Origin of the sequence: Paraburkholderia unamae (genome assembly GCF_003096875.1) — a bacterium.
Classification (GTDB): domain Bacteria; phylum Pseudomonadota; class Gammaproteobacteria; order Burkholderiales; family Burkholderiaceae; genus Paraburkholderia; species Paraburkholderia unamae.
The window spans coordinates 243,099-260,971 of sequence record NZ_QEOB01000005.1 but is presented as its reverse complement, the minus strand read 5'-3'; the positions used below and the strand labels follow the sequence as shown (position 1 = coordinate 260,971).

The window sequence follows — 17,873 nt, the reverse complement described above, 5'->3', positions numbered from 1 at the left end:
GTTGGCGCGCATCGATGATCGAATCGTCGGCGCCAATCGCGCTGTATTGCCACTCAATCATCAAATAGGAAATATCCGACAAGAACTCAAGACAACGACGACAGGCTCCGGACATTGCGCGTCATAGACTAAACCGGGTTTCCTTGCAGGAACCCGACAGGTTCCAAACCCGTATCGGCAAGGAACCCCGCTACAGACGCCAAACAATCCAACACGGAGACATCGCATGAGTTCTGAATCCTCGTCCGTTGCCGAGCCGCTCGCGCACGAACGCTTCGGACACCTGATATATACACGACAGCGCAGGCTGTATGTCCTTGGCATCCTCACGGTCGTCTACGTCTTCAACTTTCTCGACCGGCAGATACTCACGATCCTCGCGCCGTATATCAAGGCCGACCTGCATATCGGCGACGCGCAGATCGGCCTGCTCTACGGCACCTGCTTCGCGCTTTTCTATGCGGTTATGGGTCTGCCGCTCGCACGCTTCGCCGACAACTGGGATCGCGTTCGGACCCTGTCGCTCGGGCTGGCCGTCTGGTCGTTGATGACGGGACTTTCCGGACTGGCCTCGGGTTTTGCGGGCCTTGCACTCGCGCGTATCGGCGTGGGCGTGGGCGAAGCGAGCGCGACGCCAAGTGCTTTCTCGCTCTTGCAGGACTACTTCTCCGACAAGCGCCGCGCCACCGCGATCGCCGTGTATTCGAGCGGCATCTTCATCGGCTCGGGACTCGCCGGGGCTGTCGCGGCGCTCACGATAGGCTGGTGGCGCGGCTTGCAGGCGTCGGGCGCCGCGCCGCTCGCGTTTCCCGCATGGAAAATCACATTTCTCTCGCTGGGCTTGCCGGGTATCGCGCTCGCGCTCTTGCTGCTGTTCACCGTACGCGAACCAAGGCGTGCACGCACGAACGGCGCCGCCCGTATGGTGTCGTTCTCGTCGGTCATGCGCGCGGTGGGCGGCGACATCGCCTCCATGACACCGCCCTTCAGCATCGCGGCAGCATGGCGCAGTGCACGCTCGCGCCGCGGCGTACTCCAGAATCTGCTCGTGCTCGCGCTGTGCGCGGCGGCGGCGGCCACCCTCACCGCCATTACGGACAGCCTCGCCACCGTGCACCGGCACGCCGGGTTCGGCCACATCGGCCCGATCACGGTCACGACCAATCTCATTCAGTGGTCCGCGCTGGCGTTTGGCGTCTACGCAGCCTGGTGCTGGCTGCATCGGCTCACACAACGCGACACGCTCGCGAGCCAGCAGATTCTGCGCTCGCCCGTTGTGCGCGCAACGGTACTCGCGGCGGCACTGCAAAACACGGTCAATTATGCGGTGGCCGGCTTCACCTTCCTCTATGGCGTGGGCCACTTCGGACTCGGCTCGCGCGACGCGTTCGCGCTCGGCCTCATCATCGCGCTTTCGGGCTTTCTCGGCACGACGCTCGGCGGCATCGGCGCGGATTTTCTCGCACGGCGCAGCGCCGCGGGCCGGTTGTGGCTCGCCATGGCCGCCGCGCTCTGTAGCGGCGCACTGTACGCGCTGCAACTCTGCGCGCCCGACAAGACGACGTTTTTCGCCGCGTTCTTCGGCGCGCAAATGACCGGCACGGTATGGTTCGGCGCGGCCTCGGCCACGGTTCAGGGACTCGTCGCGCCACGGCTGCGCGGAACGGCGATCGCGGTGCAATGGCTGGTCGTCAATCTCATCGGGCTGGGTATCGGACCGTATTGCGTCGGTCTCGTGGGCGATGTGACCGGCGATCTCCGCATTGGCATGCTGGGCGCGCTGGTGCTCATTCCGGCGTCGCTCGTGTTTTACTTCAAGGCGGCGCGCCTGCTCCCCGACGCCGAGCGGCTGTTCCATTCCGTGGCCGCTCGTAGCGGCGATCGTTCAGATCAGACCGCTTGATCATCGCGTTGCATGGTTTTGCGAGGTGCCCGGTTCGCCGGAGCACCTCGCTGTCACTTCGTGTCGTTAGAAGTACAAACGGCTCAGTGTTTCAGCAACGCACACGGGCTTTTCGGCTCCCTGCATCTCCATCGTCACCGACCAGGTCAACGTCGCGCTCTTCCCCGCCGGGGATTCGTCGATCTTGACTTCGCGCAGCGCCGCCTGCAATCGAACGCGCGACGCCACCGGCACCGGGGCCGTAAAGCGCACGCGATTCAGGCCGTAGTTCACGCCCATGCGTACGCCCTGCACCTTGATCGTCCGGGACATCAGCACCGGCAACAGCGAGAGCGTGAGGAAACCATGCGCGACCGCCACGCCGAACGGCGACTCGCGACGCGCCCGCTCCGGGTCGGTATGTATCCATTGATGGTCGCCCGTCGCGCGCGCGAACAGGTCGATATCGTTCTGCTCGACCGGGAACCAGTCGTCGCTTTGCAGCGTTTGGCCAATCAGACCTTCGAGTTCGGCCAGGGTCGATACTTCTTTCATGCTTGAGTCTCCTGAAACGGAAGCGCCAATGCACCGCATCGGCGCTTTTTCGTCGATGTTAAAAAGCGATGCGAAAAACGCTCAGCGCACGCGCGAAAGGAAGTCGCGAAAAATGCGCTGCGCGTCCGGAGAATCGCGCAACGAGCGAAACACCTGCCGTTCCTCATCGATACGCGCCGCGACGAATTCACGTTGCGCCGACTTCAACAAACGCCGCGTTTGCACGAGGGCGTCATGCGGTTTTTTCGCCAGTACGCACGCCACGCGCCGCGCGTCGTCGAGCACCTGGTCATTGGGCAGGACCTGGTTCACCATGCCCGCGCGCAGCGCCTCGTCGGCCGGCACGGTCGCGCCAATCAGCATCCATTCATTCGCCTTGGCTCGCCCCACGGTCAGGGGCAGCAGCATCGTGGACGCGAATTCCGGGCACAGTCCAAGGTCGATGAAAGGAAAGCGAATGCGCGCGTCTTCGGACACGACGACATAATCGCAATGCAACAGCACGGTCGCGCCGATACCGATTGCATGGCCGCATACGCCCGCCACGAGCGGCTTGTCGAGTTGCGTCACGGCTTGCATGAAGCGCTCCGACGCGCGCTTTTCCGTCTCGCTGCCGTCGTCGGCAAAGTCCTGAATATCGTTGCCGCTCGTGAAAGTGGACGAGGTGCCCTGAAGCAGGATGGCGCGAACGTCGTCGTCGCGGTTGGCGTCTTCGAGCGCCAGCGCGAGCCGCAGATACATGTTCTGCGTGAGCGCGTTCTTCTTCTCCGGACGATTCAGTTTGAGAACGAGAATGCCGTCGGCGTATTCGGCATGTATGTATTTCATGGCGTGATGTCTCCTGGTGATCTCCGCAAGCCGTGCGAAGCGGATCGTTCATGAACCAGGAAAGCGTGAGCACCGACTGGCACGCTGCACGCGTGCCTGGCATGCTCGATTGAGTTTGGCATGCCGCCCGTTTGCAGCGTTGTAGGAAGGGGCTGGAAAATGCGTCGGAATATTCCGAGACTCGATCCTTACAGTTTTAATACGCTGCGGAAAACCCGGCGCTGCAAGCAAGACCGTGCGAATGTGCGCTACCGCACATTCGTGGACGACTCCGGCGCGCGCCGTCATGATCCGTCGCGTAATCTCCAGCAGACGCGAAAGGCGTCGATCGCACAGGCGGACACAGGTGCTTGTGCGCGCGACGCGAATGCGCGAAAACTTCCCGCTGTCCGTAGAATCAACCGCATCCCGTCATTTTCAAACTCCGCAGAAGCCGCAATCGAGTACGCTCATTGCGAGCGTTTCCCGATCCGGCAATAGCCACGAGGTCGTCACCCATGCACGCATTGAGTGGAATGGTTCGCGGATTTATCGAAGAGGTCTTGAATCAAGGGCTGATCGACAATGCCGACCGGTTCTTCCGGGAAGACATGGTCGAGCACGTCCCGTTTCCCGGTCAGGGTCCGGGCATCGAGGGCCTCAAGGATGTCGTGCGAGCGATGCGCCTTGCATTCCCGGACATGCACTGGCGCGTCGAGGAGCAACTCACCGAGGGCGACCGTGTGCTGACCCGCTTCGAGTGGACAGGCACGCATAGCGGCCCGTTCCTCGGCGTGAATGCCACGGGTCGATCGGTCAAGGTGTGGGGCATGGTCATCGACCGTTTTGACGAAGGCCGGATCAAGGAAACCCGGCTCATCATGGATACGCTCGGCTTGATGATGCAACTCGGCGCCGTTTCTCCACCTGGACAATGAAAGTTGAGGAATCACGCAAGTCACGGCGCGCATGCCGTGGCATGCGTTGACCTATACTCGATGCACTCTTTTATGCAGTCCCATTTTCCGAACACCAACAACTACGGAGCATGAGATGCGAGGAGCGACGCGATATCTGGGTTTTGCACTGCTGACTTTCTTTTTGTCAGGCGCCAGTTTCGTTGTGCAGGCCGGTTCGACCTGTAGCGGGTTGAACTGCTTTTTCCGCGGTCAACTGGTCGAGCAGAGAACCAGCCTGCGCCTGAGCGCGGCGGACTTCACGAAGTTGCTGGGGACGAGCGCAACGGGTCAGCAATTGCTTCAGGTTGCCGGCACGCCGCGTTGCGATATCGAAATCAAGTACTTCCGCTACCTCACCATAGGCGGCGCGGGCGAGCCCACGATGTCGAGCGCCGCCCTGATGACTCCCGGCGGCGGCACATCCTGCACGGGCGCTCGCCCCCTCATGCTGTATGCCCACGGCACGACGACTTACCGCAACTACAACATTGCCGATATCACGCAAACGGACGCCGCCAACGGCGACGGCGCGGGCGAAGGCATTGCCGTCGCGGCGATCTACGCGGCGCAAGGCTATATCGTGGTGGCGAGCAACTATGCCGGTTACTCGGGCTCGCCCTTGCCCTACCACCCGTATCTGAATGGCGACCAGCAATCGGCCGACATGATCGATTCCTTGCACGCGGCGCGGCTCGCCATGGCGCTTCCGGACCCCGCCAACAAGACACGCGAGAACGGCAAGCTGTTCGTCACCGGCTATTCGCAGGGCGGTTACGTGGCGCTCGCCACGCATCGCGCGCTTCAGGCGGCCGGCATCAAGGTCACGGCGTCGGCGCCGGGCTCCGGCCCGTACGCGCTGGGCGCGATGGCCGACGCGCTGGTCCAGGGCGAGGTCGATCTGGGCTCGACGATCTTTACGGTGCTCGTGACCACGAGTTACCAGCATGCGTATGGAAACATCTATCGCAAGCCCGGCGACTTTTTCGAAGCGGCCTATGCTCCCGGCATCGAGAGCCTGCTGCCGAGTGTCGTGTCGATGGATAAGCTTTTCGCCCAGGGCAAACTGCCCGAAACGCAGCTTTTCAGCCTTCAGTCACCCGCTCCCGCGTTCGATTCGCTCACGCCGCCCCATACGCCGCCTCTCGCGCCACCGCCACTGGTGCCGCTGTTCGCACTGGGATTCGGCGCTTCGAATCTCGTGCGCAACAGTTATCGTCTGAGCATGCTCGAAGACCAGATCGCCAATCCCGATGGCGCTTATCCCACGTCGACGGCCGCGATGGCCCCGGCGGCCAATCCGGCTCAACCGCTTCGCCAGGCATTCAAGCGCAATGATCTGCGCAACTGGGTGCCGCGCTCGCCGGTGCTCCTGTGCGGCGGCCACCTCGACCCGACCGTGTTCTTCTTCAACGCGGCGATCGAGCAGGCTTACTGGAAGAGCGCCCATGTGGCGCCGGGACTGACGAGCGTGCTCGACGTCGATTCCGCGGCGAGCGCGAACGATCCGTTTGCCGCCGTGAAGGCAGGGTTCGCACAGGCCAAAGCGGCGGTCGCCGCGCAGGCTATGCAGGCCGGTGCGAATGACGGCGGGCTCTCCGCCGTCCTCCAGAACTATCACGCCGATATTGTCGCGCCGTTCTGCATGGTCGCGGCGCGCGGGTTCTTCAACAACTTCTGAAGCGGGCATCGCGCCGGCGAGGGGTTTTCAAACCTCGCCGGTGCCGCCAAATTTAGAATCGAAAAACTCACGCTGAATATCATCAATTATTTGCACTTCTAATTACATGAATTCTTCGTTCCTGTCATTGTCAAAAACAGCGATTCGCCAGGACATTTGTTTTCCGAAATGACGCGATGCGCTGACCAATAACGCCGGCTCGCAACTCGTTACGTGGTGCTGTATGCTTTGCGCCTCGCGCCACCTTCAACGAGAAGAGAGCAAAGCACTCATGACACAGCCGTCCCTTCCTTTTCTGGCCTTCGTGCGTCCCGAGATCGACGAGGAAACCATCCAGGGCGTCGTCGACGTGCTGCGCTCGGGCTGGATCACGACCGGCCCGCAGAACCAGGCGTTCGAAGCGGCGCTCTCCGAGTATTGCGGCGGCCGCCCCGTGCGCACCTTCAACTCGGGCACGGCCACGCTCGAAATCGGCCTGCGCATCGCGGGCGTCGGCCCCGGCGACGAGGTCATCACCACGCCCGCTTCGTGGGTCGCCACGAGCAATGTGGTCTACGAAGTCGGCGCGACGCCCGTGTTCGCCGACATCGACCCCGTCACGCGCAACATCGACCTCGACAAGCTCGAAGCGGCCATCACGCCCCGAACGAAGGCGATCATCCCTGTGCACCTCTCCGGTCTGCCCGTCGACATGGACCGGCTCTACGCCATCGCTCGCCAGCACAAGCTGCGCGTGATCGAGGACGCCGCGCAGGCATTCGGCTCGATGTGGAACGGCAAGCGCATCGGCACGATAGGCGACATCGTGTCGTTCAGCTTTCACGCCAACAAGAACCTCACGTCGATCGAAGGTGGCGCGCTGGTGCTCAACGACGAGGCCGAGGCTCTGCTTGCGCAAAAGTACCGCCTGCAAGGCATCACGCGCACGGGCTTCGACGGTATGGACTGCGATGTACTTGGCGGCAAATACAATCTCACGGATGTCGCGGCGCGCGTGGGACTCGGCCAGCTCAAGCATGTCGAGCGCTTCACGCGCCAGCGCCACGCGCTCGCGCGGGCCTACTTCGCGGGCTTCGAGGGCGGCGCGGCCGTGAAGCTCGGCGTGGGCCTGCCGCTCGCCGATTTCGCCAACAGCAACTGGCACATGTTCCAGATCACGCTGCCGCTCGAACAGCTCGCCATCGACCGCGCAGGCTTCATGGGCGAACTGAAGGCGCGCGGCATTGGCTCGGGCGTGCACTATCCGGCCATTCATCTGTTCACGCTCTATCGCGAGCGCGGTTTTCAAGCGGGCATGTTCCCGCACGCGGAGCGCTTCGGCGCGAGCACGGTCACGCTGCCGCTATTCACGCAGATGACCGAAGCCGACGTGGCGCGCGTGTGCCGGGCAGTAAACGAGATCTGCGCTGAATTTGCCGCGCGCTCCATCAAATGCGGAACTTCGTGACCGACTCGACAAGCGACGCCGCCTGCTGCCTCAAACTCTCGGCGGCGGCGGCGCTCTGTTCGACGAGCGCGGCATTCTGCTGCGTCGTCTGATCCATCTGGCCAACCGCCGCCACCACCTGTTCGACGCCCACGCTCTGCTCGGCGCTGGCCCGGCTGATCTCACCCACGATGACCGACACGCGATGAATCGCTTCGACAACGCGGCTCATCGTGGCGCCCGCCTCGCCCACCAGCAGCGAGCCCGACCCGACGCGCGCCACGCTGTCCGCGATCAGCGCCTGGATTTCCTTCGCGGCTTGCGCACTGCGCTGGGCGAGGCCGCGCACTTCGCTGGCGACGACCGCAAAACCTCGGCCCTGCTCCCCCGCGCGCGCCGCCTCCACGGCCGCATTGAGCGCGAGGATATTGGTCTGCGCGGCAATGCCGTCGATGATGCCGATGATGTCCGCGATCTTGCGCGCACTCTCGTCAATGCCCTTCATGGTTTCCACAACCTGATTCACGACCTTGCCGCCCTGCGCCGCGATTGACGACGCGCCGGCGGCCAGCTCGCTCGCCTCGTGCGCGTGATCGGCGTTCTGCCGTATCGTCGCGCTGAATTGCTCCATCGAAGCCGCCGTTTCCTGCAAGGCGCTGGCCTGCAATTCCGTGCGCCGGCTGAGATCGGCATTGCCCGTGGCGATCTGCGTGGAGCCGCTCGCAATGGCCTCGCTGCCATGGCGCACCTGTTCGACGATCCCGGTGAGCGAGGCGACCATCGTATGCATCGCGGCCATGAGGCTGTCGGTGTCGCCGGGCCGCACATGCAGGTCGATATCGAGCTTGCCCGTGGCGATCTCGCGGGCGGCGGCGCGCGCGTCGTCGGGCTCGCCGCCCAGCTTGCGCGTGATCGTGCGCGAAAACATCACGGCGCCCGCAATGCCCGCGAACAGCGTGAGCGCCATGGCAACGACGCTTGCGAGCATCGCGCGGCGCTGCAAGTCCCTCGCGCGGGCGGCCGACGCGGCCGTTCGCTCGACGATCTTGCCGCCGGCTTCGCGCAGCAGGATCACCGGCTCGCGATCGAGACCGTCCATTGCGAGGTCGCCCACCGCCGTATCGAAGCCTGAAGCCTTGAACCGGTCGATGGCCTTGCGGTAAGCGGCGCCCATTTGCGCATGCAGCGCATTGAAGCGCTCGATCTTCGCGCGCGCCTCGCCGGGCGGCAGCACGCGCGCGAGCGCTTCCGTCGAGTCCTGGCAGGTCTGCTCGAACTTCTGGAACGCCCCCCAGTACTTCTCGAACAACTCGGGGTTCTTGCCGCGCAGCACGATGTCCTTGCCGTTCTGCACCTGGTTCTTGAACGCGACCAGTGCTTCGGAGACCTGATGTGACTGCGCGCCGTCAACGCGAATCAGCGTCGCGTAGGCATCGGCCGCGCTGTTCATTTCGGCAATGCCAAATGCGCCCGCCGCCGCTGCGGCGAGCAGCGCCGCGCCCAACGCCAGCGGGAGTTGATGGACCAGTTTCATGGATCACCTTTTCGAATGGCGCGGAAAAGCCATGCGCGCGCGATAGCGACACGCGTTGCCGGCGTGTCGCGTCTCCTGAATTTTTTTGGTGAAAGGTACGGGCCGCCCGTACCGAAGCGCAAAGGCGCTTGTTTTCAGGGGCGACGGGTTGCGCCGCCCTGTTGCACTCGCGTCACTTGACGAATGCGATAGCGACCGGCGTCGGCACCTCGACCGATTGCCCGGTATCCGACACCATGCCCGTGGCGGTATCGACGCTGAACACGTTGACCTTGCCGCTGCGCTGATTGGCGACCAGCAGCCACTTGCCCGACGCGTCGATGCCAAAGCCCCAAGGCTTCTCGCCGCCCGACGACGTGCGTTGAATCTGCGTCAGCTCACCCGAGGCCCGATCGACGCGATAAACGATCAGCGCATTTTCCGCGCGATTCTCGACATAGATAAAGCGCCCGTCGGCGCTCGCGGCCACTTCGGCCCCGCTCTTCACACCCTGGAATTCGGCGCTCGTGGTTTCCACCGTTTGCACGGGCGTCAGTTGCCCTTGCGTGGCGTCCCAGCGCAACACCAGGACCTGCGCGCTCAATTCGGTCAGCAGATAAACATACTTGCCATCGGGGGCAAACACCAGATGGCGCGGACCGCTGCCCGGCGGCAACGCGAATTGCCGCGCGCTCGCACCGTCGGCGGGCGTCAACGTGCGCGTGCCGCGATCGAAGGCATACACGAACACGCGGTCCGCGCCGAGGTCCGGCACGAGCGCGTAATGGCCTGAAGGATCGACCACGGCGTTGTGCGCATGGGCGCTCGCCTGGCGGCGATTCGGTCCGGAGCCGGTCTCCTTGACTGTCGAGGTGCGCGCGCCGAGACTGCCGTCCGCGTTCACCGCGATGCTCGATACGGAACCGCCGCCGTAGTTGGCGGCAAGCAGCGTCATCGAGGGCAGGTCCAGCGAGAGGTTCGTCGTCCCGCTGCCGCCCGTGGCGACTTCGTTGACCTTGGTGAGCGCGCCGCTGTCGCGATCGACGGCATAGGCCGTCACGCTGCCTTCGCGCGAGTTGTCGTCATCGACCGCGTAAAGCACCGGCAGCCTGGGGTTCGTCGTGACCCACGTCGAGCGCGGACCCGCGCCCACCGGGCCGATCGCCGTGAGCTTGCCGCTCGACGTGTCGAAGCGCAGCGCCCGCATCTCGCGCTCCTGCGTGCCGACGTAGACGAGCTCCGTGTGGGCGTCGACAGTCGGCGTCGCGGCGCCGCCTGGCGCGCTGCAAAGGCCGGTCGAGATCGCGAGCGGAATCAACGCCGCCATGAAACGGAACCGCGAGGGAAAACGCTTGGAAAAGCACTGAACCATAGTCGGTGAACAGGACGATTTGAGTGTTATTGTGCGAGGCGCGCCGACACGCGGCCACGTTGCGCGTGCCGGACTGTCGTGGCGAGCGGCGTCTCCTGGCCGCTCACGCGCTCACCACGCCACGATGGCGTGGAAGGCCCCCTGTCACGGCAGGTCCCCAACAAAGCGAGCACGCACACCAAGGGTAGCCGACCCGGTCGTGTTCGTCCCTGTACAAAACACGGGTTCGCCAGCACTTTTTTGATGCGCACCCGCAAGCCGCCGCGTATTGCGGCAAGCGCCGTGCGGGGTGCGCTCTTGCGGCGGCGGCTACTGTCGCTGTTGCGGCTATTGCGCCTGTTGCGGCGTCTGCGCCCGCGCGGCGACGCGGAACTGGCTCGGGGTCTGGCCCACTTCGCGGCGGAAAAACCGCGTGAAATAGGCCGCATCCGCAAAGCCGAGTCCGAAGGCGATCTGTTCGACCGACATTTCGCCGAAGATGAGATTGCGCTTTGCCTCGGTAATGATGCGCGTACGAATCATCTTCGTGGGGCTCTGTTCGCCTGCCGACGTGCATGCCGCCCGCAGTTGCACGAGCGACACCGCCATCATCGAGGCGTAGTCCTGCAACGGCAGGTTCTCGCGGTAGTGCTGGTCGATCAGCTTGCGAAAACGGTCGACGAGCCGCACGTTGTTGCGCGATTCGCCTTCGTTGCCGGTCTGGTCAAGGCGCGCCTCGCGCACGAGCATGAGCAACAGCGTGGTCAGCAAGGCCTCGGTGCCGATCACGTGACCCACGGCGTTGGATTCCGACTCCTGCTTGAGGCTTTGCACCAGACTGTAGAAGCGCTCGCCGCCGTCGGCCATGTCGCCGAGCGGAATCATGCGCGGCGCGGTCCACAGTTGAATGAAGTCTTGCAGCTTGCCGTTCACCTGCGCCAGATAGGCCACTTCGATGGTGACCACCCAGCGGTCCACGTCGATCTCGTAGTCGAGACCGTGGACGCATTCGGTCGGCAGGAGCAGCGCGCACGGGGCTTCGAACGGAAGCGCGCTGCCTTCGAGATTGATCACGCCGCGCCCGCTGCGCACGAAGATCACCTGGCCATAGGCCGGGTGCGCGTGGGGCTCGGTGCGCCAGCGGCCCCGGTCGGTCACGTGCCCGACGTGCACGAACCAGTTCTGCCGCTCGGTGCGTTCCACGTACAGGCGAACCTTGGGTACCGTCGTTCGCTTCGCCCTCGCCTTGCCATCGCGGCTGCGTGGTTCATTTGCCGTGGCGGTGTGTGTCATAAGGTCTCCTTGGCAGCCGCGCCGGTGTGCGCCGGCCGCCATTGAAATTCCGGGTTCGCGCCCCGGTTTGCGGGCGCGGGTGTCCGCGTGAATTTCATATTTGCCGGGCAAAGGCACGACGTCTTCGCCCGGCGCATATCGATTTTGCGTGGGGCTACGCCCCGTCTTGCCGCAACCGCTTCGACTGATTTCACGGTCGCGGAATGCGCAATATATCGCAAGCCAGTGCGGTCGGACAAAAGCATAACGCGCCCATGCGAACGCCGTGGCGCATTCGGGGCGGTCAATAAAGCGGGGAAACGGCTGGATCGTTGTCGAGACAACCAGATTGGCGCAAGCCCGGGCGCAAGCGCTTGATGTGCGCGGGAGCGCGCACGACTGGCGCGCCGCCTTGAGCCGCGCGAGCGCACGCGGCGCGGGTCCGGCCCAATCTCACTGCTGCGCGCCCTGCTGCGAAAAACCGTGTGGATCTCGCTGCCAGGGTCGGCCGCCCCCTTTGTCAGCATGCTGCCTCGCTAAAACCGCCCACAAGATCGCGGACGATCATTGCGCCCTCAGCGGCCCTGGAGGAAAGAGGCCGATTCTTTCATACCTTTCTGCAAGCCGCGACCTGCGGCTTACCCGAATCCGGGCGCGGGTGCAGGCGGACAAACGCCCGCGCCCGTGCCGTCGTCAGAACATATGGACGAGCCCCACCACCGCGCCGCGCGTGTTGGCGCCCGGCGCGCCCGCAATGCCGCCGTACGCGGTGCCGTTGAGCGTGAACTGGGCCTTGTTGCGGTTCTGGATAAAGCCCGCCGACGCGTACAGCGTTGTCGCCTTGGAAAAGTAATACTCGTAATTCAGGCCGATCTGCTGCGCGTTATTGCCGTTTCCGGTGCGGTCGTGCGCGTAGCCGTAAAGCAGCGCGACCTGGTTGGCCGGATCGATGCGATACGACGTGGAAGCTTCATACACGTCGCGCTTGACGCTGTTGTCCGTCTGCCGTTCCGTGTGATAGGCCAGATAGAAGCGCGCCGCGCCCACGCCCAGCGACGTGCCCGCATTGAACACCTTCAGCGTGGACGTGCCCGCCGCATTGGCGGCCTGCTCGTAACCGGCCGCCGCGCGGAACGTGCCGTTCGTATAGCGCACCGCCGCGTTATAGAACTGAAGCCCGTTGCTCGGCTTGGTGGTCGAGTCGCGCATGGCAACCATGAATTGCGCGGTCAGGCCATACACCGTTGGCGTGAAATACGAAATTGCATTGTTGACCCGCACGGTCAGGCTGTTGAAGTTGTTCATCGGCGACGCGATGCTCATGACCGCGAGCGGGTCCAGCTCCGGGTTCATGAAAATATACTGCGGCGTGTTTTGCAGGCCAAAACGCGTTTCGCCGAATGCGCCGGAAAAGCCCACCCACGCCTGGCGATTGAACGCTGCCGCCGCGTTCGACGCCGCACCCGTCACACCGTTGAAGCCCTGTTCGAGCTGGAAATTGACGTGTACGCCGCCGCCAATGTCCTCGCTGCCTTTCAGGCCGTAGCGGCTCGCGAAAAGGCCGCCCGACACCGCGCGCACGACCGAACCGGAACCCGCGTTCTGGTATTCGATTCCATTGTCGATGACGCCGTACAGCGTAACGGACGATTGCGCATGCGCGACGTTGATACAGCCTGCCGCTGCTACGCCCGACAAGGAAATCACTAGCCTTTTCATTTTGTCTCCATGAGGAATTGTTATTGGTTGCACGCGCGTCATCGATTGCGCGCTTAAAAATCAGTTCGTATACCTGACTGATTTGGTCAAATCGCCACAACTCGTCGTGTTGTGTTGTTCGGCGTTTCACCTCCTTTTGCGCCAGTGCGAGTGAAGGACGAGCCGCGAGATTAAGGCTGGAATGGGGCTTGAGAAGACTGTGACGGCGCGGCGCAGGCGCAGTTGGCCGCGCAGTTGGCCGACGAAAGAACAGCAGGCGGACATTGCATTCCGTACAACGGTGTCTCCTTCTTTCGCCATGCCGCGCGATGACCGGACAAGAACGTCCGGCCGCGCAAGCACGGTCTGTCTTATGGGTCAAGCGTAGGGGAGGATGGGCCGCGCGTCCCTACACATGACGCAGGTTCGCTGGCATTTTTGTGATCCCGTTGAGCACAAAGACACGATCTCGTCGCGGCAAAAACTTTCGCCTTGTCAGCAAAAAGTGCCAGCGAATCTCATTTTTGTGTAAAGGCAGGCGCCGACGCGCCCACTAAGATTCTTCACCACCGTGACAGCGTTTTCTGCGCCGGATGGTTCAACCATGCGGCCAGTGCGGACGGTGCGACCGCATCACGAGTCGTCGGGGTATCCCCAAGCGACCACGTCGAAGACATCAACATAAATATAGTCCGGATGGAGACATGAAAAGCCTAACGCTAGCCTTGCGTGCGCCAGCCCTTGGCGCGGCCCTCTTTTGCTGCCTTTCGCAATTCGCCCACGCTGAAGTCATTACCGCGCCGAACTCTTCCGCGCCGCCGCTGCGCCAGGAAGTCCCGAACGGCGCCGCGCCGCCTCAGACCATCGGCGAACCCGATGCGCCGCCCGCCATCTGGAACGACACGTTCATCGGCTATCGCTGGGGCACGGATTTTCATTATCCCGGCATCAACTCTTCGGTGATGCAGAACATCGGCTACCTCACCACGATCGGCGGTTTCCGGTTCGGCAGCTACGCATTCAACGTCGACTATCTCGTCTCCAATGCGGCCAACCCGGAGTCCGGTGGTCCGAAAACCGGCGGGGCGCAGGAGGTGTATAGCGTCGGCCGCGTCCAGTTCAGCGCGGGCAAGATCTTCGGCCGCTATCTCGGCTTCGGCCCGATTCGCGATTACGGCCTGACGATCGGCTATGAGTTCGGCGTGAAGAACGATTCGTACTCCGAGCGGGCGCGCATGCTCGTGGTCGGCCCCACGATCGAGTTCGCGATCCCGCGCGGCTACTGGAACTTCACGGCCGGTCTGCGCACGGAAAGCAATCACAACGGCATCTCGGGCGTGGACGTGCGCTTCAACACCGCATGGCACCTTGAAAGCTCGTGGCTCTATCCGTTACGCGTGGGCCCCGTGCCGCTCGTGTTCCGCGGCTTCGCGGGTATAACGGGACCGAAGGGCCGCGACGGCTTCGGCGTGGAAACCACGACCGAATTCCTCACGCGCATGGCGCTGCTCGCCGATCTCGGCTCGTTCGCGGGGCACCCGCGCGTGGTCTACGCCGGTGTGGGCTACGAATACTGGTATCACATGTACGGCACGCCGACGCACGCCGCCCCGGGAACCATCACCTCGGTGCCGATGCTTCAGGCCGAAATTCACTTCTGATCCGTTTGCCGCGCAAAGGAGCGGTCATGGGGAAACCACCACGTGGTTTCTTCATGACCGCTCGATGCGTTTCAAGGCGCTCATTGTCAACGGCCCGCACCGCCCGCATGAATGGCCCGGCTCTCAGGATCGCAAACGCTCGACCCTTCTTTCCCTTCTGCCTTTTTCTCTGGAGTCCCCATGCAGATTCAAGACCATAGCGCCGCGCACATTCACGCAACCGTCACGGCGGCGGCGGCGATAGCCGATGACTGGGCGCAGTCGTCCGCCCACACGCGCGCGGCACTATTGCGCGCACTGGCGAACGCGCTCGACACGCAACGCGACGCGCTCGTGCGTATCGCCGATGAAGAAACCTCGCTCGGCGGCGCGCGCCTGAATGGCGAGATCGACCGCACGCGCTTCCAGCTCAACGGCTTCGCCGATTACGTCGAGGCGGGCCATGCGTTCGCCCTGACCGACGACCCGGCCATTGCCCAGGCGCCGCCCGCCGGGCGGCCTCATCTGAGCCGCGTGCGGATTCCGCTCGGGCCGGTCGCCATGTTCTCGGCCAGCAACTTCCCGTTCGCGTTTTCCGTGCTCGGCGGAGACACCGCTTCCGCGCTGGCGGCCGGCTGCCCCGTGGTGGTCAAGGCCCATCCGGGGCACCCCAGGCTTTCGCGCAGCGTATTCGAGCTCGCACGCGCCGTGATCGCCGGGCAAGGCCTGCCCGCCGCGATCATCGGCATGGTGGAAGGCGCAGGCGTCGAGCCGGGCATCGAACTCGTCAATCATCCCGACATCGCGGCGGTCGCGTTCACCGGTTCGTTCAAGGGCGGCGCGGCGCTCTGGCGTCTTGCGAATGCGCGGGCGCGGCCCATTCCGTTCTATGGCGAACTGGGCTCGATCAATCCGGTTGTCGCGCTTCCCTCGGCGCTCGAAACCCAGGCGCGCGTGCTCGCACAAACCCTCGCGGCATCGATCGAGTTCGGCTGCGCTCAGGTTTGCACGAGCCCCGGCCTCGTCGTGCTGCTCGAAGGCGCGCCCGCGCAACGCTTCGAAGATACGCTGCGCGACGAGCTGCGCGAAAAGCCGACGCATCGCATGCTCACGCCCGCCATGAAGCGCAACTTCGACGAAGGCGTCGCGCGCCTGCTCGGCACGCCCGGCGTGCAGACCATCCTCGCGGGCAGCGACGACCACGACGCAACCGCCGCGCCGCGCCCCGTGCTCGCGCGCACGAGCGCAAAACAGTTCGTCGCCACGCCCGCGCTGCACGAAGAGATTTTCGGCCCGGCTTGCCTGATCGTGCGCGCCGGTTCGATCGACGACATCGTCGAGGTGCTGGGCGCGGTCGGCGGCAGTCTCACGGTCACGCTGTGGGGCGCGGACGAGGACACGCCCGACGTGCGCCGCGTCACGCGCCGCGCCACGCAGATCGCCGGGCGCGTGCTCTTCAGCGGCGTGCCCACGGGCGTAGCCGTCACGCGCAGCCAGCAGCACGGCGGCCCGTGGCCCGCCTCCACACAGCCGTTCACGACTTCGGTGGGCTACGAAGCGCTGGAGCGCTTCCTTCGGCCGGTTGCGCTGCAAAGCGCCCCCGCGTGGCTTGGCGCGCGTGAAGGACAGCCGTGCTGAGCACGCGGCACGCCCTCTGAAGCAACCTGACTCGCCGGACGATTACGGTCGCCGCGACACTCGCCTGCGCACTCGCGCGGCGACCGCGTTCGGTTCCCGGGATATCGCAGTGAGAAAGGAGCCACACCCATGGACATCTGTCCAGTCAAACAGCGGGCCGCCGAGAATCCGTGGGGCATTCTCGTCCTGCTCTCGCTCGGCCTGCTGATTTCGTTCGTCGATCGAACGAGCTTGTCCGCCGCGCTGGCCGACAAAGGTTTCGTGCACGAGTTTTCGCTGACGAGCGTGCAGCGCGGCTGGCTCAATTCGGCCGTATTCTGGTCCTATGGCCTCGCGCAGATGCCCATGGGCTGGCTCGTGGATCGCTACGGCGTGAAGCGGCCCTACTCGATCTGCTTCGCGATCTGGTGCCTGGCCGCCGCGGCCACCGGCCTCGTCACGACGCTCGCGGCGCTGATCGTCATCCGCCTGCTCATCGGCCTTGCCGAAGCGATCGTTGTGCCCGCAACCTATCGTTACCTCGCGAACAACTTCGAGGAAACCCGGAAAGGCACCGCGCTCGGCATCTTTTCCATTGGCGGCAAAATGGGGCCCGCGCTCGGCGCGCCGATTGCGGCGTGGATGATCGTCGCGTGGTCGTGGAAAGCGATGTTCGTCATGACGGGGCTGATCGGCCTGATCTGGCTCGTGCCCTGGCTGCTGATGGTCAGGAACGATCACCCTTCGAGCGCGGAACTCGCGGCGGCGGTCAGGCGCGCGCGCACGGTGCCGCTCAGCAATCTGCTCGCGAGCCCCGTTGTCTGGGGCGGACTCATCAACAACTTCTGCTACAGCTACTTCGCGTTCTATTGCATGACGTGGATGCCGGCCTATCTGGTCGAACAGCGCGGCCTCTCGCTGGAAAAGTCGGGCATCTATACGTTCTTCAGTTTCGCCGGCATCGCGATCGTCGCCGCTTTCGCGGGCTGGCTGGCAGACCGCATGATCGCGCGCGGCAAAGACGCCGTACTCGTGCGCAAGGCGTTTGTCGTCGCCGGCTTCATTGGCGGCACGACGGTGCTGCTCGGCGCTTATACGCCTTCGCCCGGCCTGGCGCTTTTCTGGAACGTGCTCTCGCTCTCGCTGCTGGGGCTCGCAACCGCCAACAATCTGGCGTTATGCAAGCTCACGCTGATCCCCAAGCCCGCAGTGGGACTGAACACGGGACTCCAGCAGGTCGCCACGAGTCTCGCGGGCGGCGTCTCCGCCAGCCTCTCGGGCTGGTTGCTCTACCTTGGCAAGGGCTCCTACACATTGCCCATGACGGCGATCTTCGCATTCCTGCTGCTGGGCGCAACGAGCACGGTGGTGCTGTTTCAGCGGAAGTGGGCGCCCAAGGTCAACGAACCCGGGAGCGCCCAATAGAAAAAGGCACCGCGCCAAAGCGCGGTGCCTTCGTCATTTCAGCCTGCCAG

General features: G+C 64.1%; 13 protein-coding genes. 7 read left to right on the top strand and 6 right to left on the bottom strand.

Annotated elements, in window-relative coordinates; all coding sequences use genetic code 11:
• Positions 1-226: 226 nt before the first annotated feature.
• Positions 227-1,903: an MFS transporter gene (locus C7402_RS12930; RefSeq protein WP_116610952.1), complete on the top strand. Its 1,677-nt coding sequence runs from the start codon at positions 227-229 to the stop codon at positions 1,901-1,903.
• A 66-nt stretch (positions 1,904-1,969) separates the two neighbouring features.
• Here the strand turns inward: C7402_RS12930 and C7402_RS12925 are convergent, their stop codons facing one another.
• Positions 1,970-2,437, bottom strand: a complete 468-nt coding sequence (locus C7402_RS12925) for a MaoC family dehydratase (RefSeq protein ID WP_116610951.1) — start codon at positions 2,435-2,437, stop codon at positions 1,970-1,972.
• A gap of 81 nt (positions 2,438-2,518) precedes the next feature.
• Complete coding sequence (locus C7402_RS12920) at positions 2,519-3,265, bottom strand: enoyl-CoA hydratase-related protein (protein ID WP_116610950.1); 747 nt, start codon at positions 3,263-3,265, stop codon at positions 2,519-2,521.
• A gap of 497 nt (positions 3,266-3,762) precedes the next feature.
• On the opposite strand from C7402_RS12920, the gene C7402_RS12915 reads away from it, so the two are divergent.
• The 3 genes from C7402_RS12915 to C7402_RS12905 all read left to right on the top strand — a co-directional run bounded on the left by C7402_RS12915 (position 3,763) and on the right by C7402_RS12905 (position 7,328).
• Complete coding sequence (locus C7402_RS12915) at positions 3,763-4,182, top strand: ester cyclase (RefSeq protein ID WP_116610949.1); 420 nt, start codon at positions 3,763-3,765, stop codon at positions 4,180-4,182.
• 115 nt (positions 4,183-4,297) lie between these two features.
• Positions 4,298-5,881, top strand: coding sequence for an alpha/beta hydrolase family protein (locus tag C7402_RS12910; RefSeq protein WP_116610948.1), 1,584 nt, complete (start codon positions 4,298-4,300; stop codon positions 5,879-5,881).
• Positions 5,882-6,152: 271 nt separating this feature from the next.
• A complete protein-coding gene (locus tag C7402_RS12905; protein ID WP_116610947.1) occupies positions 6,153-7,328 on the top strand; it encodes a DegT/DnrJ/EryC1/StrS family aminotransferase in 1,176 nt (391 codons plus the stop codon).
• Here the strand turns inward: C7402_RS12905 and C7402_RS47985 are convergent.
• The 4 genes from C7402_RS47985 to C7402_RS12885 all read right to left on the bottom strand — a co-directional run bounded on the left by C7402_RS47985 (position 7,309) and on the right by C7402_RS12885 (position 13,162).
• Positions 7,309-8,841 (bottom strand): methyl-accepting chemotaxis protein, encoded by a 1,533-nt coding sequence (locus C7402_RS47985; protein WP_116610946.1) that lies wholly within the window; start codon positions 8,839-8,841, stop codon positions 7,309-7,311. The genes C7402_RS12905 and C7402_RS47985 overlap by 20 nt on opposite strands.
• 172 nt (positions 8,842-9,013) lie before the next feature.
• The gene (locus C7402_RS12895) at positions 9,014-10,147 is read right to left on the bottom strand and encodes a lactonase family protein (protein ID WP_116611061.1); all 1,134 of its coding nucleotides are present in this window, start codon (positions 10,145-10,147) and stop codon (positions 9,014-9,016) included.
• 372 nt (positions 10,148-10,519) lie between these two features.
• The gene (locus C7402_RS12890; protein ID WP_112173090.1) at positions 10,520-11,464 is read right to left on the bottom strand and encodes a helix-turn-helix domain-containing protein; all 945 of its coding nucleotides are present in this window, start codon (positions 11,462-11,464) and stop codon (positions 10,520-10,522) included.
• A gap of 672 nt (positions 11,465-12,136) precedes the next feature.
• Positions 12,137-13,162 (bottom strand): porin, encoded by a 1,026-nt coding sequence (locus C7402_RS12885; protein WP_116610945.1) that lies wholly within the window; start codon positions 13,160-13,162, stop codon positions 12,137-12,139.
• Between the two features lie 683 nt (positions 13,163-13,845).
• Between C7402_RS12885 and C7402_RS12880 the strand changes: the two genes are divergently transcribed.
• The 3 genes from C7402_RS12880 to C7402_RS12870 all read left to right on the top strand — a co-directional run bounded on the left by C7402_RS12880 (position 13,846) and on the right by C7402_RS12870 (position 17,823).
• A complete protein-coding gene (locus tag C7402_RS12880) occupies positions 13,846-14,802 on the top strand; it encodes a hypothetical protein (protein ID WP_133254480.1) in 957 nt (318 codons plus the stop codon).
• A gap of 180 nt (positions 14,803-14,982) precedes the next feature.
• A complete protein-coding gene (locus C7402_RS12875) occupies positions 14,983-16,419 on the top strand; it encodes an aldehyde dehydrogenase (NADP(+)) (protein WP_116610943.1) in 1,437 nt (478 codons plus the stop codon).
• Positions 16,420-16,548: 129 nt separating this feature from the next.
• Positions 16,549-17,823 carry an MFS transporter gene (locus tag C7402_RS12870; protein ID WP_116610942.1) on the top strand — a complete coding sequence of 425 codons (1,275 nt, stop codon included), beginning with the start codon at positions 16,549-16,551 and terminating at the stop codon, positions 17,821-17,823.
• The last annotated feature ends 50 nt before the right edge of the window (positions 17,824-17,873 follow it).

What these genes read in the sequence shown, in the direction of transcription:
- C7402_RS12930 (WP_116610952.1), top strand. Translation starts at nt 227, where the DNA reads ATGAGTTCTGAATCCTCGTCCGTTGCCGAGCCGCTCGCGCACGAACGC.
- C7402_RS12925 (WP_116610951.1), bottom strand. Translation starts at nt 2,437, where the DNA reads ATGAAAGAAGTATCGACCCTGGCCGAACTCGAAGGTCTGATTGGCCAA.
- C7402_RS12920 (WP_116610950.1), bottom strand. Translation starts at nt 3,265, where the DNA reads ATGAAATACATACATGCCGAATACGCCGACGGCATTCTCGTTCTCAAA.
- C7402_RS12915 (WP_116610949.1), top strand. Translation starts at nt 3,763, where the DNA reads ATGCACGCATTGAGTGGAATGGTTCGCGGATTTATCGAAGAGGTCTTG.
- C7402_RS12910 (WP_116610948.1), top strand. Translation starts at nt 4,298, where the DNA reads ATGCGAGGAGCGACGCGATATCTGGGTTTTGCACTGCTGACTTTCTTT.
- C7402_RS12905 (WP_116610947.1), top strand. Translation starts at nt 6,153, where the DNA reads ATGACACAGCCGTCCCTTCCTTTTCTGGCCTTCGTGCGTCCCGAGATC.
- C7402_RS47985 (WP_116610946.1), bottom strand. Translation starts at nt 8,841, where the DNA reads ATGAAACTGGTCCATCAACTCCCGCTGGCGTTGGGCGCGGCGCTGCTC.
- C7402_RS12895 (WP_116611061.1), bottom strand. Translation starts at nt 10,147, where the DNA reads ATGGCGGCGTTGATTCCGCTCGCGATCTCGACCGGCCTTTGCAGCGCG.
- C7402_RS12890 (WP_112173090.1), bottom strand. Translation starts at nt 11,464, where the DNA reads ATGACACACACCGCCACGGCAAATGAACCACGCAGCCGCGATGGCAAG.
- C7402_RS12885 (WP_116610945.1), bottom strand. Translation starts at nt 13,162, where the DNA reads ATGAAAAGGCTAGTGATTTCCTTGTCGGGCGTAGCAGCGGCAGGCTGT.
- C7402_RS12880 (WP_133254480.1), top strand. Translation starts at nt 13,846, where the DNA reads ATGAAAAGCCTAACGCTAGCCTTGCGTGCGCCAGCCCTTGGCGCGGCC.
- C7402_RS12875 (WP_116610943.1), top strand. Translation starts at nt 14,983, where the DNA reads ATGCAGATTCAAGACCATAGCGCCGCGCACATTCACGCAACCGTCACG.
- C7402_RS12870 (WP_116610942.1), top strand. Translation starts at nt 16,549, where the DNA reads ATGGACATCTGTCCAGTCAAACAGCGGGCCGCCGAGAATCCGTGGGGC.